Origin of the sequence: Solidesulfovibrio aerotolerans, assembly GCF_009856865.1 — a bacterium.
Lineage (GTDB): Bacteria > Desulfobacterota > Desulfovibrionia > Desulfovibrionales > Desulfovibrionaceae > Solidesulfovibrio > Solidesulfovibrio aerotolerans.
Genome location: NZ_WVUD01000010.1, coordinates 102,945 through 123,242, shown reverse-complemented (window position 1 = coordinate 123,242; position 20,298 = coordinate 102,945). Strand labels below are relative to the sequence as shown.

At 62.8% G+C, this 20,298-nt stretch carries 16 protein-coding genes; 11 read left to right on the top strand and 5 right to left on the bottom strand.

The window, feature by feature from the left end; translation table 11 throughout:
* Window positions 1–74: 74 nt before the first annotated feature.
* Window positions 75–1,457, top strand: a complete 1,383-nt coding sequence (argH, locus tag GTA51_RS08160) for an argininosuccinate lyase (protein ID WP_160960168.1) — start codon at window positions 75–77, stop codon at window positions 1,455–1,457.
* The gene (locus tag GTA51_RS08155; RefSeq protein ID WP_160960167.1) at window positions 1,439–2,998 is read left to right on the top strand and encodes a sigma 54-interacting transcriptional regulator; all 1,560 of its coding nucleotides are present in this window, start codon (window positions 1,439–1,441) and stop codon (window positions 2,996–2,998) included. Before argH ends, GTA51_RS08155 begins: the two co-directional genes overlap by 19 nt.
* 211 nt (window positions 2,999–3,209) lie before the next feature.
* Here GTA51_RS08155 and ettA read toward each other — a convergent pair whose 3' ends face one another.
* The gene (gene ettA, locus GTA51_RS08150; protein ID WP_160960165.1) at window positions 3,210–4,895 is read right to left on the bottom strand and encodes an energy-dependent translational throttle protein EttA; all 1,686 of its coding nucleotides are present in this window, start codon (window positions 4,893–4,895) and stop codon (window positions 3,210–3,212) included.
* 160 nt (window positions 4,896–5,055) lie between these two features.
* Entirely contained in the window at window positions 5,056–6,531 is a 1,476-nt protein-coding gene (locus tag GTA51_RS08145; RefSeq protein WP_160960164.1) for a 30S ribosomal protein S1, read from the bottom strand.
* A 139-nt stretch (window positions 6,532–6,670) separates the two neighbouring features.
* On the opposite strand from GTA51_RS08145, the gene GTA51_RS08140 reads away from it, so the two are divergent.
* Entirely contained in the window at window positions 6,671–7,696 is a 1,026-nt protein-coding gene (locus GTA51_RS08140; RefSeq protein WP_160960162.1) for a metal-dependent hydrolase, read from the top strand.
* A gap of 236 nt (window positions 7,697–7,932) precedes the next feature.
* On the opposite strand, the gene ftsY is transcribed toward GTA51_RS08140, so the two are convergent.
* Window positions 7,933–9,780 carry a signal recognition particle-docking protein FtsY gene (gene ftsY, locus GTA51_RS08135; RefSeq protein WP_211922488.1) on the bottom strand — a complete coding sequence of 616 codons (1,848 nt, stop codon included), beginning with the start codon at window positions 9,778–9,780 and terminating at the stop codon, window positions 7,933–7,935.
* Between the two features lie 232 nt (window positions 9,781–10,012).
* Between ftsY and GTA51_RS08130 the strand changes: the two genes are divergently transcribed.
* On the top strand, window positions 10,013–10,498 hold the full coding sequence (locus tag GTA51_RS08130; protein ID WP_160960161.1) for an L-2-amino-thiazoline-4-carboxylic acid hydrolase: 486 nt from the start codon (window positions 10,013–10,015) through the stop codon (window positions 10,496–10,498).
* The gene (gene asnS, locus GTA51_RS08125; protein WP_160960159.1) at window positions 10,495–11,883 is read left to right on the top strand and encodes an asparagine--tRNA ligase; all 1,389 of its coding nucleotides are present in this window, start codon (window positions 10,495–10,497) and stop codon (window positions 11,881–11,883) included. Before GTA51_RS08130 ends, asnS begins: the two co-directional genes overlap by 4 nt.
* A gap of 65 nt (window positions 11,884–11,948) precedes the next feature.
* Here the strand turns inward: asnS and GTA51_RS08120 are convergent, their stop codons facing one another.
* Window positions 11,949–13,898, bottom strand: coding sequence for a sensor histidine kinase (locus GTA51_RS08120; RefSeq protein ID WP_160960158.1), 1,950 nt, complete (start codon window positions 13,896–13,898; stop codon window positions 11,949–11,951).
* Window positions 13,899–14,015: 117 nt separating this feature from the next.
* On the opposite strand from GTA51_RS08120, the gene GTA51_RS08115 reads away from it, so the two are divergent.
* From GTA51_RS08115 to GTA51_RS08095, 5 genes are all read left to right on the top strand, one after another.
* The gene (locus GTA51_RS08115) at window positions 14,016–14,267 is read left to right on the top strand and encodes a hypothetical protein (RefSeq protein WP_246198048.1); all 252 of its coding nucleotides are present in this window, start codon (window positions 14,016–14,018) and stop codon (window positions 14,265–14,267) included.
* A 265-nt stretch (window positions 14,268–14,532) separates the two neighbouring features.
* Window positions 14,533–15,294 carry a phosphate ABC transporter ATP-binding protein PstB gene (gene pstB / locus GTA51_RS08110; protein WP_160960156.1) on the top strand — a complete coding sequence of 254 codons (762 nt, stop codon included), beginning with the start codon at window positions 14,533–14,535 and terminating at the stop codon, window positions 15,292–15,294.
* Between the two features lie 73 nt (window positions 15,295–15,367).
* Window positions 15,368–16,033: a phosphate signaling complex protein PhoU gene (gene phoU / locus GTA51_RS08105; protein ID WP_160960154.1), complete on the top strand. Its 666-nt coding sequence runs from the start codon at window positions 15,368–15,370 to the stop codon at window positions 16,031–16,033.
* A 2-nt stretch (window positions 16,034–16,035) separates the two neighbouring features.
* A complete protein-coding gene (locus GTA51_RS08100; protein WP_160960153.1) occupies window positions 16,036–17,118 on the top strand; it encodes an HprK-related kinase B in 1,083 nt (360 codons plus the stop codon).
* Window positions 17,119–17,159: 41 nt separating this feature from the next.
* Window positions 17,160–18,371 carry a GAK system CofD-like protein gene (locus tag GTA51_RS08095; protein ID WP_160960151.1) on the top strand — a complete coding sequence of 404 codons (1,212 nt, stop codon included), beginning with the start codon at window positions 17,160–17,162 and terminating at the stop codon, window positions 18,369–18,371.
* A 316-nt stretch (window positions 18,372–18,687) separates the two neighbouring features.
* Here the strand turns inward: GTA51_RS08095 and GTA51_RS08090 are convergent, their stop codons facing one another.
* On the bottom strand, window positions 18,688–19,095 hold the full coding sequence (locus GTA51_RS08090) for a bacteriohemerythrin (RefSeq protein WP_160960149.1): 408 nt from the start codon (window positions 19,093–19,095) through the stop codon (window positions 18,688–18,690).
* Window positions 19,096–19,348: 253 nt separating this feature from the next.
* Here GTA51_RS08090 and GTA51_RS08085 point away from each other — a divergent pair, with 253 nt between their 5' ends.
* Window positions 19,349–20,221 carry a L,D-transpeptidase family protein gene (locus GTA51_RS08085; protein ID WP_160960148.1) on the top strand — a complete coding sequence of 291 codons (873 nt, stop codon included), beginning with the start codon at window positions 19,349–19,351 and terminating at the stop codon, window positions 20,219–20,221.
* Window positions 20,222–20,298: the final 77 nt, after the last annotated feature.

The following is a 20,298-nucleotide window of genomic DNA, read 5'->3' as shown; positions in this document are numbered from 1 at the left end:
AGGGAACCCTTTTTTGCAAAAAAGGGTTCCCTCCCCCGGTTCCTCCTCTCTCACCCCCCGGAGGGAACATCACGATGTCCACGAAAATGTGGGGCGGGCGGTTTGGTGAGGGGACTGGGGCCTTGATGGAGGCCTACAGCGAATCCGTGTCCTATGACCGGCGCATGTACAAGCAGGATATTGCCGGCTCCAAGGCTCATGCCAGGATGCTGGCCAAGCGCGGCGTGCTTTCCGGCGAGGAAGCCGAGCGCATCGTGGCCGGTCTGGATCTGGTGCTTGATGAGATCGAGGCCGGGGTTTTCCCCTGGCGGGTGGAGCTGGAAGACGTCCATATGAACGTAGAGCAGCGGCTCACCGAATTAATCGGACCGCTGGGCGGCAAGCTGCACACCGGCCGCAGCCGCAACGATCAGGTCTGTCTGGACTTTCGGCTGTACGTGGCCGAGAGCCTGGAGGTCTGGACGCGGCTGTTGCGCGAGTTGGCCGGTGTCTTTATCGACCGGGCCGCCGAGCATCAGGACACCTTGCTGCCGGGCTGCACCCATCTCCAACCGGCCCAGCCGGTTTCCCTGGCCCATCATCTGCTGGCCTATGCCTGGATGTTTAAACGCGACTGCGAGCGGGCCGAAGATGCGCTTAAACGGGTGCGGGTCTCGCCCCTTGGCGCGGCGGCCCTGGCCGGCACCACCTATCCGCTGGACCCGGCCATGGTGGCGCGTTCGGTGGGTTTTCCCCAGGCCTTTGGCAACAGCATGGACGCCGTGTCGGACCGCGATTTCGCCCTGGAGGCCCTTTTCTGCGCCTCGGTGACCATGGCCCATTTGAGCCGTTTTTGCGAAGAGATCATCATGTGGGCCAATCCGCGCTTTGGCTACGTTTCCCTGCCCGACGCCTACGCCACCGGGTCGAGCATCATGCCCCAGAAAAAAAATCCTGACGCCGCCGAACTCATGCGTGGCCGGGTAGGGCGGGTGTACGGCTCGCTTATAAGTCTTTTGACTGTGATCAAAGGCTTGCCGCTCACCTACAACCGTGATCTCCAGGAAGACAAGGAACCGTTTTTCGACGCCGACGACACGGTGCGGGCTTCGCTGCGGGTCATGGCCGGCATGCTGTCCCAACTCGTTTTTCGGCCCGAACGGATGCGCGAGGCGCTGACCCAGGGCTTTTTAAACGCCACGGAGCTGGCCGATTATCTGGCGGCCAAGGGCGTGCCGTTTCGGGAGGCCCACCACATCACCGGCCGGGCCGTGGCCGAGGCCGAGTCTCTGGGCTTGGCGCTGGAGCGATTGACCCTGGAACAATTGCGTGTATTTTCTCCGGCCATAGAGCAAGATGTTTTCGAGGCGCTGCGGTATGAAACCGCCGTGGCCAGACGCAATGGACCCGGCGGGGCCGGTCCTGAATCCGTGACCAACCAGATGGCGGAACTCTCCCGATGGCTTCAAAGACGTTAAATCTCCAGCTCTCCTGTCTCCAGGCCATTAGCGGCATTATCGACAAGGCGCTCGATTTAGAGCAATCCTTGCAAGATATTTTGCGTATCCTGGCGGAAACCTTGTCCATGAAACGGGCCACCATCACTTTGGTTGAGCGCACCACGGGCAAACTGGTCATCAGCGCTTCCCAGGGGTTGAGCCCTGAGGAGAAGCGGCGTGGCGTTTACGGCTTAAACGAAGGCGTCACTGGCCTCATCTTTCAGACCGCCAAGCCCTACGTGGTGCCGGATATCCGCAACGAACCGCTGTTTCTGGACAAGACGCAATCGCGAAAGATCGAACGCGACCGCATTTCGTTTATCGGCGTGCCCATCATCCTCCACGGCCAGCCCCTTGGCGTGCTCAATGTGGACCGGCTGTTTGGCGACGAGGTCGATTTCGAGGAAGACGAGGCCTTTTTAACGGTGGTGGCCACGCTCATTGCCCAGTTTATGAGCTTGAACCAGAAGTACGAGGCAAAGGTCGAAGTCTTAAAACGCGAAAACGTCTCGCTCAAATACAAGCTCTCCCAGGAATCGCGCGGGTTGTATATTGTCGGCAAGAGTCTGGCCATGCAGGACGTGCAGCGCCAGATCGAAAAGGTCGCCCCGACCCGGGCAACGGTGCTGCTGCTTGGCGAGTCCGGCACCGGCAAGACGCTCATTGGCCGCATCATCCATGACCTGTCCGAGCGCAAGGACTATCCGTTTATCAAGGTCAACTGCGCCTCGATCCCGGAAAATCTGCTGGAATCCGAGCTGTTCGGCTACGAAAAGGGGGCCTTTACCGGGGCGGACCAGACAAAGCCGGGCCGCTTCGAGGAAGCCAACAAGGGCACCATTTTCCTGGACGAGATCGGCGAACTGCCCCTGGGCCTGCAGGCCAAACTCCTGCGCGTGCTCCAGGACAAGGAATTCGAACGTCTGGGCAGCAACAAGACCCGGCAGGTGGACGTGCGCATCCTGGCCGCCACCAACAAGGATCTGGCCACCCTGGCCGAGACCGGGGCTTTTCGGGCGGATCTCTATTACCGTCTCAATGTCTTTCCGGTGCAGGCTCCGCCGTTGCGGGACCGCAAGGAAGACATCCAAAGCCTCATCATCCATTTTCTCGCCAAGGTTTCCAAGGAATACGGCCGCAAGTTGACGTTTTCCACCGAGGCCCTGGCCGTGCTCAAGGAATACGACTGGCCGGGCAATGTGCGCGAAATGGAAAACCTGGTCGAACGGCTGGTGATTCTGGCGGAAAACGAGCGCATCGATGCGGATCTCATCCGGCCCTATCTCACCATCCCCAGCCGGGAGGATGCCTACGAATCCGACCGGGGCGACGACGGCGAGGGCGCGCCATCGCTTAAAAGCCTGGAAAAATCCGTGGTCATCGACGCCTTGCGCCGCCACGGCGGCATCCAGCACAAGGCTGCCCGGGAACTGGGGATAACGCCCCGGCAGATGGGCTATCGCGTCAAAAAGTTCAATCTCGAATCCATGGTGGCGGTGCAGCGGGTCAAAAACCGCTGAATCAGCGTCTCGCATTCTCCTTTGTCTCGCACAGGAGGCATCGGGAGTTTTTTTGCGCCAAAGGCCGTCACGCTGACGGCCTTTGGCGTTTTGTGCCCGGCGTTGGCGACATGCGACTACCGCGCGGGCCAAGACCGCACCATCCGGCGAAAAAAAGGCCGTCCACCTCAAAAGAGGCGGACGGCCCTTGGCCGCGAGCGCAGCAAGGCGCTTAGGCCCGGCTGAACTGGCGGTATTTGATGCGGTGCGGGATTTCCGCCGCTGCGCCCAGACGGGCCTTGCGGTCGGCCTCGTAGTCGGAGAAGTTCCCGTCGAAAAACACAGCCTGGCTCTCGCCCTCAAAGGCCAGGATGTGCGTGGCCACGCGGTCGAGAAACCAGCGGTCGTGGCTGATGACCAGGGCCGAGCCGGCAAAGGCGAGAAGCGCCTCTTCCAGGGCGCGCAGGGTATTGACGTCCAGGTCGTTGGTCGGTTCGTCGAGCAGCAGCACGTTGGCCCCGCTTTTGAGGATTAGCGCCAGATGCAGGCGGTTTTTCTCGCCGCCGGAGAGCACCTTGACTTTTTTCTGCTGGTCCTGGCCAGTGAAGTTAAACCGGGCGACATAGGCCCGGGCATTGACGTCCTTGGTGCCCAGACGAATGGTGTCATAGCCTTCGCCCACCACTTCGAACACGGTCTTTTCCGGGTCCAGGGCCTCGCGGCTCTGATCGACGTGGGCCAACTGGACCGACTCGCCCAGGGCAAATGTGCCGACATCGGGCGTTTCCAGGCCGGTGATGAGCCGGAACATGGTGGTCTTACCGGCACCGTTGGGGCCGATGATGCCGACGATGGCCCCGCGCGGCACGGTAAAGGTCAAATTCTCAAACAGCAGTCGGTCGTCAAAGCCCTTGGCCACGCCCTCGGCCTCGATGACGTTTTTGCCCAGGCGCGGTCCGGGCGGGATGTAGATTTCCAGATCCTTGGCCATGCGCTCGCCTTCCTGGGAAGCCAGCGATTCGTAGGCGGCGATGCGGGCCTTGGACTTGGCGTGGCGGCCATGGGGCGACATGCGCACCCACTCCAGTTCCCGGGCCAGAGTCTTGGAGCGTTCGCTCTCGGATTTCTCTTCCTGGCGCAGGCGTTCCTGCTTCTGTTCCAGCCAGGAGGTGTAGTTGCCCTTCCAGGGGATGCCCCGGCCCCGGTCGAGTTCGAGAATCCAGCCGGCCACGTTGTCCAAAAAGTAGCGGTCGTGGGTGACGGCGATGACCGTGCCCGGGTAGGCGTGGAGAAAATGTTCCATCCAGGCCACGGACTCGGCGTCGAGGTGGTTGGTGGGTTCGTCGAGCAGCATGATGTCGGGCTTTTGCAAAAACAGGCGGCACAGGGCCACCCGGCGGCGCTCACCGCCGGACAGGACGTTGCACGGCGTCTCGGCCGGCGGGCAACGCAGGGCGTCCATGGCCTGATCCAGCCGGCTGTCGAGATCCCAGGCATCGTAGGCGTCGAGCTTTTCCTGGACCTCGCCCTGGCGCTCAATGAGCGCGTTCATGGCGTCGTCGTCCATGGGCTCGGCAAAGCGGGCGTTGATATCTTCAAATTCCTTGAGCAGGGCCACAGTCTCGGCAACACCTTCCTCGACCACTTCGCGTACGGTCTTGGTGACATCCACCAGCGGGTCCTGCTCCAGGTAACCGATGGTATGCCCCGGGGTCAGCACGGTTTCGCCCTGGAAATCCTTGTCCACGCCGGCCAGGATTTTGAGCAGCGTGGATTTACCCGAGCCGTTCAGGCCCAGCACGCCGATTTTGGCCCCATAGAAATAGGACAGGGAGATGTCCTTGATAATGGGCTTTTTATCGTGGAACTTGCTGACGCGGATCATGGAATAAATGATCTTATTTGGCTCGGCAGCCATGAAACCTCCTGAGAAAAGATGTCGGCCGCCCCGGGGACGGCACTGTATGGGCCTTCATTGCAAAAGAATCGATCACAACGCAAGCGGCCCGCACCCCGGCCTAATGGTCGGGGAGAGGGCCGCCGCAACAGTGCTTGGAGTATCCAAGCACGAGGAATAGCTACTTTTTCTTTTTCGCCAAGGCTTCCTGGAGCATCTCGCCCAAAAGGCCCATGCCGCCGGTCGGGGCAGCCGCCTTTTCCTTTTTCACGAAGCGCTTCCAGTCGTCGGTTTCCCGTTCCTTCTGGCCGCCAACGGGCGAGAGGGTCATCTTGCGCTTGTCGGTATCGATCTCGGAGACAACCACCGAGGCCGTATCGCCGATTTTGAGCTTCTCATACGTTGCAGGCTCCAGGGCGTCGCGCAGTTTGGAAGCCGGCAACAGCCCGGTGACGCCCGGGGCCAGATTGATAAAGATGCCGAACTGCTGGCGGTTTTCGACCACTCCAGAGACAGTCGAGCCGAGGGGGAAGGTCTCGGCCACGGCCAGCCAGGGGTCGCCAGAGGCTTCCTTGAGGGAGAGCGCTATGCGGCGCTTGGACAGGTCGATGTCCTTGACCGACACGGTGACGACATCGCCCGGGGAAACCACGTCCGAAGGCTTGGCGACGCGGCGCACATGGCTCATTTCACTGACGTGAATAAGCCCCTCGATGCCCGGGGCGATCTCGACGAAAGCGCCGAAATCAGCCAGCCTGACCACCTTGCCCTCAACCTTGTCGCCAACCGTGAACTGTCCGTCAACGCTGTCCCAGGGATCGGCCCCGGCCTGCTTTATGGACAGCGAGATGCGGGGACGGCCCTTCTTGTCGCGGTCAAAAGCCAGCACTTTGACCGTCACGGCCTCGCCGACGGCCACGGCGTCCTCGGCCTTCTCGGCCCGGGACCAGGACAGCTCGGACAGGTGGATCAGGCCCTCAAGGCCGGGAGCCACTTCGGCAAAGGCGCCAAAGGGCACCAGACGGCTGATGATGGCCGGGACCACGTCGCCGGGGCTGACGGTCTCCAAGAAACGCAGTTCGGATTCGATGCGTTCCTGCTCCAGCAGCTTGCGTCGGGACACGACAATGTTTTTGCCGTCGCGCTCGAAGGTAATAATGGCGAATTGGTATGTCTGGCCCACGTGGGCTTCCGGGTTGTCGGTAAAGGCCAGATCGATCTGGCTGACCGGGCAAAAGGCCCGGCGGTGGACAATTTCCACGTCAAATCCGCCCTTGCGGGAGGCCGTCACCTTGCCCTCGACCGGGATGCCGCTCTCGAAGGCCTCGCGCAGGGCCTCAGCGCCGCCCTGGCCGGTCAGCGCCTTGGACAGGGCCACTTCGTCCCCGCGCACGGAGACGACATAGAGGGTGACCTCGTCGCCTTCGCTCACGGTGAGCTGTCCGGTTTCGTCGAGAAACTCGGCTTTATCGGCAACACCGTCGAGCTTGGTGCCCGTATCGACCACAAGGGTGGTCTCGGTCACTGCGATGACGGGTCCGGTGATGCGGTCTCCAACGTGGATTTCGCCGCCGCGTTCGGCCAAAGAGGCCTCCATGAGTGCGGCGAATTCGCCCTCGGCCGGCATTTCTTTGGTGTCCGGCGAATGGTCTGCCATGATCGCTCCGAAAAGAAGGTAGGTGATTTTTGGGCGCGAAAGCGCCGGGGGGCACTGTAGCGCAGCGGCTATCCTTGTCAAATGCGAAAAAAGCCCTATCCTCCACAAAGTCGTCTTTTAAGCGCAAGGAAAACGTCACATGGACCCAGTCACACATGCTGTTGCCGGGGTGCTCATCGGCCAGGCGGCCCGGGATCGCTTCCCGACCGTACGCGCCCTCATACCCCTGTCCGCTCTGGCTGCCTGGATGCCGGATGTCGATAATATTGTTACATTTTTTGGGCCTGAAGCATACATGCGCTATCACCGGGGCCTGACCCATTCCCTCCTTGGCGGGGCGCTTCTGGCCTGGCTTTTGGCCGCGCTTACGGCCCGGTTTACCACGGGGGCAAAGACCCCCGGCCTCTTTATTCTTTTTTATTTCGGTGTGCTCTCCCATTTGTTTCTTGACTGCATCACTTCCTACGGCACAAGCATATTTCTGCCGTTTTCCGATGCCCGGGTGTCGTTCCCGGCGGTTTTTATCCTTGATCCCGTCTACACCCTGGCCCTGATCGGTTTGGCTGTTGCCGCCGCCTGGCGCCCGGCGGCCCGCAAGAAGCTGGCCGTGGCCGGGTTGGCCGTGATGCTTGGCTGGCCGGCCCTGGGTTTTGGCGTGGGCCAAGCTGTGAGCGCCCATGCCCGGACCCTTCTCGTGGCCCGGGGCGGGCAGCCAACGGCGGTCATTGCCCAACCCGACGCCTTTTCGCCCTTGTGGTGGAAGATCATCGCCGAGGAAGGCAACGAGTATGTGCTGACGGGCCTGAGTCTGGCCGCGCCGGAGACGCTTTTACCCGAACGGCGTTTCGAGCGGGCCGGACGCGACGAACTGGAACGCCTGGGCCGGGAGGCCCCGGTCTTTTCCCAGTACGTCTGGTTTACGGATTTTCCCGTCAAATCGGCCGCAGCCACACCGGACGGAGCGGCCATCACCTTTCAGGATCTGCGGTTTATGGCCGTCAATCCGCTGGTGACCAGGATGCGCGGCACCATGGTGCCGTTTACCCTGACCGCCTATCTCGACGGGGCGGGCAGGCTCACCCGGGCCGTTTTTTCCCAGATGGGTAAGGGGGAAACGATTTTGCCCGAGACGGGGCTGGCTGTGGCTGGCGTCGAAGGCGGCTGAGAACCGGCGAACGGCTGGCGCAATGAAAAAAAACCGGCCCGGGGTGCGCTTTGACGCATCCCGGGCCGGTTTTTTTGTCAGGACGGTGCGGCGGCCGCAACAGGGGAACGGTCTTTGTCGACCGGATTGCCGGCCGTCTCAGGAACCCCTTAACCCTTTGCCGTCCAGGTGGGATTCCAAAGGGCTCAGCCCTTTGGCCGCCGGAGGCCTCTTCTGCCTTAAATTCTTTGTATAAATCAGTCGCCGTCCACGCCGAGTAGCGCCTGGGCGAAATCCTGGCCGTCGAAGGGGCGCAGATCTTCCATCTTTTCGCCAAGTCCGATGTAGGTGATGGGCACGCCAAACGACAGGGCGATGCCGACCACCACGCCGCCCTTGGCCGTGCCGTCGAGCTTGGTCAGGATGATCTCGTCCACGCCGGCCGCTTCCTTGAAAAGCTTGACCTGGGACAGGGCATTCTGGCCGGTGGTGGCATCAAGCACCAGCACCGAGCGATGCGGCGCGCCCGGATGCTTTTTGCCCACCACCCGGTGGATCTTGTGCAGTTCTTCCATAAGATTGGTCTTGGTGTGCAGCCGGCCGGCCGTGTCCAGATAGAGCACGTCAAAGCCTTCGGCCAGAGCCTTGTCCATGGCTTCGAAGGCCACAGCCGCCGGGTCGGAATTGGCACCCTTGCTGTAAAACTCCGCGCCCACGCGTTTGGCCCAGATTTGCAGTTGCTCGATGGCGGCGGCCCGGAAGGTGTCGCCGGCGGCGATGAGCACTTTTTTGCCGCGCATCATGTCGCGGTGGGCCAGTTTGGCGATGGTGGTGGTCTTGCCTACGCCGTTAACGCCAATCATCATGACTACTTCAGGCGGGTTGATGGCCCGGATGGTTTTGGGGGTGCGAAAGATCTCGGAGAGTTCTTCGCGCAGGATTTCCTTGAAGATGGCCGGATCGGTGGTGCCGCGTTTGCGGACCTTTTCGCGCAGATTGCCGAGCAGCTTGGCGGCCGGCTCAAAGCCCACGTCGGCCATGAGGAGAATTTCTTCGAGTTCTTCCCAGAAGGCCTCATCAATAACGGCGTGGCGGCCGAGCATGCCGTCGATGCGTTTGACAATCTGCTCTTTGGTCTTGGCCAGACCTTCGGACAGTTTGAGGAACAGCCGGTTGCGTTCGTCTTCCTCGTCTTCGAGATCAAGGGCCAGGGCGAGGCGGTACTGGAGTTCGGAGCGAAACAGCTCCACCTCGTCGTACTCCATAAGCGCCACCCAGTCGGCGAACTTGGCCACAAAGGCGTCGGCCTCGCCGGCCGGGGCTTCCAGGCTGTCAAAGAGAAAATGCAGACGCTCCCACAGGATAGGCCCGGCCAATTCCACATCGGCCAGGAGGATTTCCAGCCAGACCGAGAGTTTCGGCTCGGCCTGGCGCAGGGACAGGATCAGCGCGTTGCGCCAGGCGGCCTGCGCGTCTGTGACGGGTGCGGCTGGTGCGGCGGCTGCCTGGGGCTGGGCAGCGGGCCGGGCCGCAGGCTGGGCTGGCTCGGCAGGCGGCGCGACCGGCTGCGGCGCGGGCTGGGGGGTGGCGACTGCCGCAGGTTCGGGCTGCGGCGCGGGTGTCGGGACAGGCGTCGGGACAGGCGCGGGCGTCGGCAGCGGCGTCGGTTCCGGCTCGGGCTGCGGGATCGGTGTCGATTCCGTCCTGGGCCGGGCGGTTGGTTCCGGCTCGGGCCGGGAGGCCGGCGCGGGTTGGGTATGGACCGGTTCCGGTTGGACAGCGGCAGCGGCCGCGTCGGCCTGGCTCGGCGCAGGCTCGGGCACGACGACCGGTTCTGCCTGGGCAACGCCATTCGGTGCGATTTCCTGTGCGGCCGGTCTGGCCGGCGTGGGTTGCGCCAGGGCGGTAATCACCGGGTCGGGGTGGGGCGCTGGCGCGGCCGGGGCGGGAGCCTGGGGCGGCGCGGCCTCGGTAGGCGGCGCGGACGCGGCGGTTGCAGCCGGGGCAGCCGGTGCGGCGGCATCCTGCTCGGCCACTGGTTGGGCGGCATCATCCGGGGCGTTGTCGGCTTTCCAGAATTTTTTCAGCTTGGAAAAAAAACCCATTGGGCGACATCCTTTTGTGGGACAGGCGGTTTGCGCGATTGGGCGCGCCGAGCGGCGCGGCCAGACAATATAGCTGCTGGCCCGGTGGGAAGCAACCGCTGCGTGGCACCGCTGCGGCGATGTCCCGCCGGGCCAACGGCGGTGCGCCGAAGCGGTTGTGGTCAGGCCCTGCGTTGTGGCAAAAGGGCGGGACGTCCGGGACACACTGTGCGGGCCAAGGAGAAACGCAGCTATGGGCAATGCCCCTGAAACAGAGGTCGCCTTGCTGGAAAAACGGCGCATCGAGGCCGCCATCCTGGCCGACCTCTACGCCGTCCTGACCAAACGTCTGGGCCGCGACACCGCCCTGGCCGTAATCGAGGAAACCGTGGCCCGGTCTTCTTTCGAGGCTGGCAAGGCCTTTGCCGCTGCCGCCCCGCACGGACCGAGTCTGGCCCATTTTGTCACGGTCGCCGATCTGTGGCGACGCGGCGGGGCGCTGACCATCGAAGACGAACAACAGACCCCGGACCGCGTTTTTTTTGCGGTCACACGCTGCCGGTACGTCGAGAGCTACCGGGAGATGGGGCTGCCGGAAGAACTGGTCACCCGGTTGTCCTGCCAGCGCGACGGAGCCTTTGCCGCCGGCTACAGCCCCTGCCTTGTATTGTCGCGCCCAACGACCCTTGCCGCCGGCGCATCCGGCTGCCCTTTTACCTTCACCTGGAACAACCCATGAGCATACAACGCACCACCGTCAAAGCGGCCCTTGCCCGTCCTGCCCCCTGTCCCGAAATTCGCGTCATGGGCTGGGTGCGTACCCGTCGCGACGCCAAGGGCTTCTCTTTTCTGGAAATAAACGACGGCTCCTGCCTGTCCAACCTGCAGGTCATCATTGACGACGCGGCCGTTGGCGCGGCGCTGGTCAAGGATCTCGGCACCGGGGCCTCGGTGGCCGTCACTGGCGAACTGATCGCCTCCCCGGGCAAGGGCCAGCGCTACGAGGTCCGGGCCACTGCGCTGGAACTGCTCGGCCCGGCCGACCCGGAAACCTATCCGCTCCAGAAAAAGCGCCATTCCGACGAATTTTTGCGCACCATCGCCCATCTGCGCCCGCGTACCAACAAATATGGGGCCATGCTGCGCATCCGCTCGGCCCTGGCCCACGGCATCCACGCCTATTTTGCCGCGCGCGATTTTGCCCTGGTCCACACCCCGGTCATCACCGGCTCGGACTGCGAAGGGGCCGGCGAGATGTTCCGGGTGACGTCGCTGGGACCGGAAGCGGCCTCGTTGTCGGCCGCTGAGCGCATCAGCCAGGATTTTTTCGGCAAAGAAGCCATGCTGACCGTGTCGGGCCAACTCTCGGCCGAACCGCTGGCCTGCGCCTTGGGCCAAGTCTATACCTTCGGGCCGACCTTTCGGGCTGAGCACTCCGACACTTCGCGCCATGCCGCCGAGTTCTGGATGCTTGAACCGGAAATGGCCTTTGCCGACCTGACCGACAACATGGATCTGGCCGAATCCCTGGTCACCCATCTGGTGCGTCTGGTCATTGAGCAGTGCGCCGAGGACTTTGGGCTGTTTGCCAAGTTTGTGGACCCGACCCTGCCGGCCACCCTGGAAAATCTGCTGGCCAACCCCTTCGTGCGCCTGCCCTATGCCGAGGCCGTGGACATTTTGGCTGCCTGCCCGAAAAAATTCCAGTATCCGGTGGCCTTTGGCCGTGATCTGCAAAGCGAGCACGAGCGGTATCTGGCTGAGGAGCATTTCAAGCGCCCGGTCATCGTGTATGATTATCCCAAGGATATCAAAGCGTTTTACATGCGCCAAAACGACGATGGCCAAACGGTTGCGGCCATGGATGTGCTGGTGCCGGGCATTGGCGAACTGGTCGGCGGCAGCGCCCGCGAAGAGCGCCTGGATCGGCTGGAAGCCCGCATCCGGGAGTTGGGGCTGCCCTTGGAAGCCTACTGGTGGTATCTCGACACCCGGCGTTTCGGCACGGTGCCCCACGTCGGCTTTGGCCTGGGCTTTGAGCGGTTGGTTATGCTGGTCACCGGCATCGGCAACATCCGCGACGTCATGGCCTTTCCGCGCACCTGGAGGCATCTGGAGTTTTAGTCCCCGGCGAAGCCACGGGAGCCGATGCCGGCCGGCCTCCCGTGGCGGTCACGGTCCGTCCAGGTTCAGGCCGGGAGGGCTTCTCCCAGGCAGATGGCGGCACCGGGCAGACGCACGTAAAAGGCGCTGCCCGCGCCGAGTTGCGACTCGGCCCAGATGCGCCCGTCGTAGTGGCGCACGATCTGGCGGCAGATGGCCAATCCCAGGCCCGTGCCCTTGTTGGTCGGGTTGGAAACCGTATCGCCGCGACCCACCTGATGAAATCTGTCAAAGATCGATTCCAGTTGATCTTCCGGGATGCCCAGGCCCTGGTCGCGCACCACGATAAGTATGCCGGTCTCCTCACGCCGGATTTCCATGACGACTTCCCCTGCTGCGGTGAACTTGACCGCGTTTTGCAAAAGATTGGTCGCCACCTGGGCCAGTTGGTCCGGGTCCATGAGCAGAAGGGGGATGTCTGCGTCGCTGGTGAAGCGAAAGGAAATTTCCGGCCGCTGGGCCACGAGTCCGTTGATGGCCTGGGCTGCCTGGCCCAGCACGGCAACGGGATTAATGCAGCGGTCGCGCCATTGCATGTTGCCGGATTCGATGCGGTTGATGTCCAAAACATCGTTTATAAGCCGCGTCAGTCGTTCAGCCTCGCCATAGACCACGGCCAGGTTCTGGGCGATGCGGCGCCCTCGGGCCGACAGAGCCTCGTTGTTGCCGGAAAGAGGCTGGAAATGCTCCTTAAACTCCCGACCGATGAGCTTGGCAAAACCCAGAATCGAGGTGAGCGGCGTACGCAGTTCATGGGAGACCGTGGACAAAAAGGCGGATTTGAGCCGGTCGAGTTCGCTTAAGCGGATATTGGCCTCGGCCAGTTCCAGGGCCTGGCTGCGCAATTCACTGGTGCGGTTCTCCACCTCGGCTTCCAATTGCGATTGCTGGCGTCGCAGCGCGATCTCGGCTTGCTGGCGCTCGGTCACGTCCCGGATAGCCTCGATGGCTCCGGTGACAGCGCCTGTGGCGTCGCAAAGGGCCACGGCCTTGGCCCAGACGTGGCGGGGACCGCCGGGCAGGGCGGTCAGTGTGACCTCGGCGATGATTTCCCGGGGGCCGATGTCGGCCACCTGGTAGCGGGGATCGGGATGGGCCAGCGCGCCCCGGGCGTAATCGAGCAAAAGCGGCGTCGGGCGGCCGTAGAAGGCGGCGCCATAGGCGTAGTCACCTTTGCCGAGCATATCGGCGGCAGTCACGCCAGTCAGTTTCTCCAGGGCCTTGTTCCAGAATGTGACCCGGCCTTCGCCGTCCACCACTAGGGTGGGGTCTGGCAAAAACTCTATTATTTCAGCAAAGTTTCGGTCCCTGTCCTGTATCCGGTTGTGGGCTTGGCGCAATTCTCCGATCAGGCGCGATTGCTCAAAATTAGCCACGGCCAATACGGAAAGATGGTTGGCAAAGTGGTGTAGGGCCTGACAGATTTTTTCAAATCGGGCCAGGGACATGCGCGGCACGTGGGATAAGGCGTCCCGGAAATCGGCCTCGTCGGCCCCGATGACCCGGGCATAGTTCTCAATGGTCTGGGTATCGGCGGATTCGTCAAGAACCTGTCCCACCAGCCAACTGGCGATATGGCGCTGGCCAACATAGATGGCCATGCCGCCGTCAAGCAGGCCGGCACTGAGGCAGTGCCGGATAGTTGGTCCATCCCGACGACCGGTTGCGAGGCAAACGTCAGACCGCAGACAGTTGGCCCTGCCGACTTCGGTTTTTCGAATGATGTCGGCGCAAAGCCTGGTGAAGTTGCTGGGCCGGGTCAGCGGCCGTCCGGCGGGGTCGGTGATAAGCGAGGCCACGTCGGCGGCCTCGGCAAAGGCGTCCTGGATGCGTTGGATATCATCCAGGCAAAAGATATCTTCAAATCGGGCAGTCGCCGGATCTTGCCTGGCGTCTGGCCCACGGGCAGGCGGCTCGGCTTGGCAACTGCCGGCTTCGGGACAAGGGATGCTCGGTTCGGCGCGATCCGTGGACATGGCGTCTCAATGTGGTTGCAGGGTGTCCTGTTTTCTCATTTGTAAGCCATGTATGGGGTTTTTTACAATGGCTAATTTTACGGGAGGCGATTTCCGGTTTTGTCACGGAAATGTCGCTTGCCTCGCACCGGACTCCCGCCCCATCTTTGCCATATGGTAAACTGCCACGAGACACCGAACTGGTCTCAATCCGAACAGCGGGAATTGCTTGACGCCGGGCGGGCGGTGCTGTTGTCCCTGGGCGAAGGGCGGCTGGCCAGGGAGTATTGCCGCCAGGCCGCAGCCACGTCCTCCCGGGAGGAACTGACCGAACTGCTGTTGACCTGCCTTGCGTCCCGCCGCTCCCCCTCCTCCCGTCGCCCCCGTTGACCGAACCCTGTTGTCCTGCCCAGGCCGAAGTACGGCTGGTCGTTGGCGTGTCTCCCAGCCCTCCCGTTGGCCAATCCTTGTCCCGGCTGCGGTCCTTTGTCGCGCCGCAGAAGGCCCGGTCCGGGGGATACGCCGTCCGAATTTTCCCATCGTCACCGGTTTGCCACAAAGCCATGGCCTGATCGTCATGCCCGGGCGGCATAGCAGTTACGGCCGGCGCGGACTTCGGGACGCACGGGCACATCGCGCAAGGACGGCTTGCCCCATGCAGCATAGCGTCAAAATGGCCGCCGAGAACCTGGATTTCTACTATGGGCGCTTTCGGGCCTTGGAAAGCATCAATCTTGAGATCCCCGAACGTCAGGTCTCGGCCCTTATCGGCCCTTCGGGCTGCGGCAAATCCACGTTTCTGCGGTGCTTAAACCGCATGAATGACCTTATTCCCGGCACCCGGACCGAGGGTGCCGTGCTTTTGGACGGGGTGAAAGTCAACGTCCCCAGTCTCGACGTGGTCGAACTGCGGCGCAAGGTGGGCATGGTGTTTCAAAAGCCCAACCCTTTCCCCAAGACCATCTTTGAAAACGTTGCCTATGGGCTGCGGGTGGGCGGCGTGAGCGATCGCAATTTCATTTCCAGCCAGGTGGAAAAGAGCCTGATTGCGGCCGGACTGTTTACCGAGGTCAAAGACCGGTTGCATGACTCGGCCCTGGGGCTGTCCGGTGGCCAGCAGCAGCGCCTGTGCATTGCCCGGGCCGTGGCTCTGGAACCGGAAGTGTTGCTCATGGACGAACCGGCCTCGGCGCTGGACCCCATTGCCACCCAGAAGATCGAAGAGCTGATTGCCGAACTGAAACGCAACTACACCATCGTCATCGTCACCCACAGCATGCAGCAGGCAGCGCGCGTTTCTGATCGCACCGCCTTTTTTTACATGGGCCAACTCGTCGAAGTCGGCCCGACCGAAGGCATTTTTACCCGGCCGGCCAAGCAACAAACCGAAGACTATGTGACCGGACGCTTCGGCTAGCGTAAGCGGCATCCGCACAGAAACGGCTTGCACCGCCGATCGAGACGAAAGCCAAACGCCGGGAGCCTATTTTATGGAAACAAGAGCGCATTTTCACGCCGAGTTGGAGGCCCTCAAGGGTCGTGTCACCGCCTTGTGCGGCCTAGTCGAGGACTCCCGCCAGGGGGCCGTGGCCGCTTACCTGGGACGCGATCTCGGCATGGCCAAACAGGTCATCGAAGCGGATCGGGTCATCAACCAGCAGACCTGCGACATTGACGACGCCTGCCTCAAACTGTTGGCCCTGGAGCAGCCTGTGGCCCTGGATCTGCGCCGCATCGTCGGCTATGCCCGGGCGGTCATCAACCTGGAGCGTCTGGCTGACGAGGCCGTCAACATTGCCGAAGGGGCCTTGGCCGGTGCCGGGCTGCCAGGGGATTGTGACGGGACGCTGCAGCGTCTCTCCGAGCATGTCGCCGCCATGTACGCCCTGGCTGCCCGCTCCTTTGTCGGCGACGACGTGGACGCGGCCATGGAAGTCTGCCGTCTTGACGAACAGGCCCGGGAATTGGCCGTGGCCGCCATGCGCTGCATCACCCAGTCTCTGTCCCAATGTCAGGCTTCGCCGGAAGACGGCGTCCGGGCCATTTTAGCTTGCCGCAGTTTCGAGCGCATGGCCGCTCATGCGGCTAATATTGCAGAAATATTGGTTTTTATTGTCAAGGGCGTGGTTTTGAGCCAGAAGTGTCAGCCGCGTTGACCATGTCTTGCACTGTACGCCACACGGTGGACGCCACAGCGGTTGACTGTGCCGCCATCATTGCCGGGAGTCAGGTGCCCTTGCCCTATGCCCTGGACGTGCTCCTGGCCGGGGTGCGCCTGTGCCTGCGCAGCAACAGCCCGTCGCTCATTGAAGCACTGACACGGTATTACGGTGATTTCATAGGTGACGGCCAGGGCGAACCCGATGTGACGATCTGGGCTATCGACGGTCCGTCGCCGCCCGTTGCGCTGCCTTTCATCCTGCACGGCCAGGCCGGGGCCAAGGAAGAATACTGCGATCTGGCCGACGGCCGGGTGGTGCGCAAACGGCGTACCGGATTGTGGCTGGTGTTCGGCCGGACCGGCAACGCCATCCTTGGTCCGTGCGCCCGGCAGCCGCAGCAGGTGGCCAATTGCATCAACGCCCGCTTTGCCGATTGGCTGTTGTGCCGGGGAGCCAAGCTGGTCCATGCGGCTGGTGTTGCCTTGGGCCAGCGGGGACTGGCGGTTTCCGGCTTTGCCGGCGCTGGCAAGTCAACTTTGGCGCTGGAAATCATGCGGCATGGAGCGGATTTCGTCACCAACGACCGGGCGCTGGTGGGCCGCGACGCCCAGGGTCTTTCTCTTGCCGGCATTGCCCGGCCACCCCGGGTCAATCCCGGCACTATCCTTGGCAACGACCGGCTGCATGGCCTGCTGCCGGACGAGGTGCGCCAGGCCTACGCGAAACTGCCGAGCGGGGAATTGTGGGCCTTGGAACGTAAATACGACGTGCCCATCGCCGCCTGTTTCGGACCCGGCCGGGTGCGGCTTGCCGCCAAACTGGAAGCGCTGGTGGTCCTGGCCTGGAAGCCGGGCGGCGGGGCCATGCAGGCCGACTGGACCACGCTGTCGCGCCGGGAGGAGTATCTGCCGGCCGTGACCAAGGATCTGGGCGTCCTCTTTGAAAACGGACCATGTGCGGCCGACAACGACGGGTATCGGGCGCTTTTCGGCGATTGTCCGGTGCTGGCCCTGACCGGGGGCGTCGATTTCGCCAAAGCTGCCGCCCTGTGTCTGGACGTCCTTGGCCGCAGCGCTTAAACCGTTTGCCTTTCCCGTATTGCCGCGACAAAGGAACCGTTGTGCCACAGAGCAAGTCTTATCCCCGGGTGGCCATCACCCGGACCGTGCGGTTGCCGGACCCGTCCCGGGCGGCATTGTACCGCCGTGCCCCGGAACTGGGTCCGAAAATTCTTTTTTTCAGCGGCGGCACAGCCCTGCGCCACTTAAGCGAAACGCTGATCGAATACACGTCCAATTCCATCCACTTGATCACGCCCTTTGATTCCGGCGGCTCCTCGGCCGTTTTGCGCCGGGCCTTTGCCATGCCGGCCGTGGGCGATCTGCGCAACCGGATCATGGCCCTGGCGGATCGCTCCATCACCGGCAATCCGGCCGTATTCGAGCTTTTCGCCTTCCGGCTGCCCAAGGACGCGTCCCAGGAGGAACTGGCCCTGCGCCTGAGCCGGCTTATCAGCGGCGATGATCCGCTCATCCGGCGTGTGCCCGACCCGCTGCGCAAGATCATTCGCACCCATCTGCGTTTTTTTGAGGAGCGTCGGCCCGCCAGTTTCGATCTGCGCGGGGCCAGCATCGGCAACTGCATCCTGACCGGCGGCTATTTCAACTACAACCGCATGCTCGATCCGGTCATTTACCTTTTCATGCAACTCGTCGAAGCCCGGGGCGTGGTGCGCCCCATTGTCAACGCCGATCTGCATCTGGCTTGCGAACTGGCCGACGGCCGGGTGCTCATGGGCCAGCACCGCATGACCGGCAAAGAGGGAGCGCCCATCGATTCGCCCATTGCCAGGCTTTGGCTCACGGCCGATCTCGAGGACCCCAGCCCGGTCACCGTCCGCATCCGGGACAAAACCGACAAGCTCATCCGCCAGGCCGATGTCATCTGTTTCCCGTATGGGAGCTTTTATTCCAGCCTGCTGGCCAATCTACTGCCCCAGGGCGTGGGCGATGCCATTGTCGCCGCCGGCTGTCCCAAGATCTACATTCCCAATCTTGGCCATGATCCCGAACAGTGCGGTCTGACCGTGGCCGGGCAGACTGCGCGCCTGCTCGCCGCCCTGGAGACCGGCTGTGTGCGGTCCTGCCGGCGGGAGGATTTGCTGCGCTTTGTGGCCGTGGACAGCCGGGGCGGGCGCTACGACGCGCCCCTTGATCTTACCGCCTTGCGTCGTCTGGGCGTGGAAGTCCTCGACGTCCCGCTGGCCCGCGACGACAATCCTGCCCAGGCTGACAGCCGCAAAGTGGCGGAACTGCTGCTTTCTTTGGCCTGATTTGCCGCAAACGCTTGGCGCTGGCACTGTCCCGAATCAGCTCCCGGCCTGGTTTGGCTGGGTGGTTTCCGGCTGCCTTTGCCCCGGGCCAAACAGGGTGCGGCCCGGCCTGCCTGACGTGGCCCGGCCTGCTCGATCTTCCCGATCTGCCCGGCGCTGCCGCTCGACCTTGCCGACGCGGCCAGACGGTGCCGCTCGACCTTCCTGACGTGGCCCGGCCTGCCGCTCGAACTCCCTGAGAGAGGTCGGCGGAGTGCCGGGCCGTGGCTGGGTGGTCCCCGATCGGACCGGGTGTGTGCTGTCGGGCGGGGGCGGCTTAGCCGGGATGGGTTTGGGCGCGGGCAAAGGCACCCAGGAGTCTGTCTTCCCGGGTGATGTGGGTGAGGAACCATTCCGTCAGAAAGGCCAGGATATCGGACAGCATTTGTTCGCTGACCACCCCGAATTCCTTTTCGATCTCAAAAAAAATGACATGGTTGACGAATAGTTCGTGCTGTTGCTGGTGGGCGGCGCGGCCGGGATAGACCAGATCCAGCATAAGTTCGGCTTCCAGCTCGAAATGGTCGTGCAAATAGCTTCGCAGAAATTGCAAAGCTTTGGCGGCAGCAATATCGTCGCCCTGGCCTTTCAGGGCTTCGAGATCGTTTATGAGCGCGATGATGGACTTGTGTTGTGAATCAATTTCAGCGATGCCGACAGTCAGCGCGTCGTCCCATGCAATCATGCCTTGCTCCATGTGCCTTGCGGCGGCTCCGTCATTACTTCTTCGATTCCGGCGCGAGTTTTTCCTGACCATTTGAAGATGCCACAGGTCTTGCCGAAGTCAAGGGAAGGCCACGATAAAGCTGTCTGTCTGCCGCGTCGGGGGAGTTGCACCGAAGAGCTGTTTTTTTGCCGCAAGGGATTCCAAGGCCGCCCACCTTGTCGTAAAGGATACGGGCATGCCGTTTTGAACACCGCTGATCCAGGAGCTGCATATGCCCCACATCCGTTCCCTGCTCATGGTGACTCTCCTGGCCTGTCTGCTGCTGCCGGCCTGTCGCAACAGCGCCTCGACTGGCTCCACAACGGCTCGGGCCATGCCCGCGACCCCGCCTGCGCCCGTGGCCGCGACAGCTTCCCCGACGCCGACTTCCCAGGGAGGGGCACCACTGGCCGGAGCGCGCCAGCTCGTTTTGGTGGTGGCCGAAGGTTTTAACGACAACCAAGCCCGGTTGCGCCGGTTTATGCGCTCGGGCGACGGTCCCTGGCGGCCGGTGGGTGATGACGTGGCCGTGACCCTTGGCAAAAACGGTCTGGCCTGGGGCCGGGGGCTGCATGGCACCGATCTGGGCGGCGGCGGTCCGGTCAAGGTCGAGGGCGACGGGCGCTCGCCTGCCGGGGTGTTCACCTTCAGCACGGCCTTTGCCTACCGGCCGGAAAACACCTGGCAACCGAGTAAGATGCCCATGCACAAAGTGACGGATAAGACGGTGTGTGTGGAAACCATCAATTCGGCCTGGTACAACCGCATTGTGGATGAAAACGCGGTGCCGGCCGTGGACTGGACCTCGCCGGACCGGATGCTGCGCCCGGACGGCATTTACCGCTTTGGGCTTATGGTCGATCACAACGCGCCCGACACCAAGCCCGGGGCGGGCTCGTGCATCTTTTTCCACTTGTGGCGTCGTCCGGGAGCGCCGACAGTCGGCTGTACGGCCATGAACGAGCCGGCCATCCAGGCCGTTATCACTTGGCTGGACCCGGCCCAAAAGCCTGTCCTGGTGCAACTGCCCCGGGCTGAACTGGAACGTCTGGCCCCGGCCTGGGGTGCGCCGGAGTTGCGGGCCTACCGGACCAAGGCCGATTAAGCGGCGGTTTGGCCGGTGCTGCGCCAGAATGGTGCGGCGCTGGCCAAACTCTGGCTGTTTCGCGCCGGCGGGCGGCA

What these genes read in the sequence shown, in the direction of transcription:
- ftsY (WP_211922488.1), bottom strand. Translation starts at nt 9,780, where the DNA reads ATGGGTTTTTTTTCCAAGCTGAAAAAATTCTGGAAAGCCGACAACGCC.
- GTA51_RS08145 (WP_160960164.1), bottom strand. Translation starts at nt 6,531, where the DNA reads ATGGCAGACCATTCGCCGGACACCAAAGAAATGCCGGCCGAGGGCGAA.
- GTA51_RS08130 (WP_160960161.1), top strand. Translation starts at nt 10,013, where the DNA reads ATGGGCAATGCCCCTGAAACAGAGGTCGCCTTGCTGGAAAAACGGCGC.
- asnS (WP_160960159.1), top strand. Translation starts at nt 10,495, where the DNA reads ATGAGCATACAACGCACCACCGTCAAAGCGGCCCTTGCCCGTCCTGCC.
- GTA51_RS08090 (WP_160960149.1), bottom strand. Translation starts at nt 19,095, where the DNA reads ATGATTGCATGGGACGACGCGCTGACTGTCGGCATCGCTGAAATTGAT.
- GTA51_RS08100 (WP_160960153.1), top strand. Translation starts at nt 16,036, where the DNA reads ATGTCTTGCACTGTACGCCACACGGTGGACGCCACAGCGGTTGACTGT.
- phoU (WP_160960154.1), top strand. Translation starts at nt 15,368, where the DNA reads ATGGAAACAAGAGCGCATTTTCACGCCGAGTTGGAGGCCCTCAAGGGT.
- ettA (WP_160960165.1), bottom strand. Translation starts at nt 4,895, where the DNA reads ATGGCTGCCGAGCCAAATAAGATCATTTATTCCATGATCCGCGTCAGC.
- pstB (WP_160960156.1), top strand. Translation starts at nt 14,533, where the DNA reads ATGCAGCATAGCGTCAAAATGGCCGCCGAGAACCTGGATTTCTACTAT.
- GTA51_RS08140 (WP_160960162.1), top strand. Translation starts at nt 6,671, where the DNA reads ATGGACCCAGTCACACATGCTGTTGCCGGGGTGCTCATCGGCCAGGCG.
- argH (WP_160960168.1), top strand. Translation starts at nt 75, where the DNA reads ATGTCCACGAAAATGTGGGGCGGGCGGTTTGGTGAGGGGACTGGGGCC.
- GTA51_RS08155 (WP_160960167.1), top strand. Translation starts at nt 1,439, where the DNA reads ATGGCTTCAAAGACGTTAAATCTCCAGCTCTCCTGTCTCCAGGCCATT.
- GTA51_RS08085 (WP_160960148.1), top strand. Translation starts at nt 19,349, where the DNA reads ATGCCCCACATCCGTTCCCTGCTCATGGTGACTCTCCTGGCCTGTCTG.
- GTA51_RS08120 (WP_160960158.1), bottom strand. Translation starts at nt 13,898, where the DNA reads ATGTCCACGGATCGCGCCGAACCGAGCATCCCTTGTCCCGAAGCCGGC.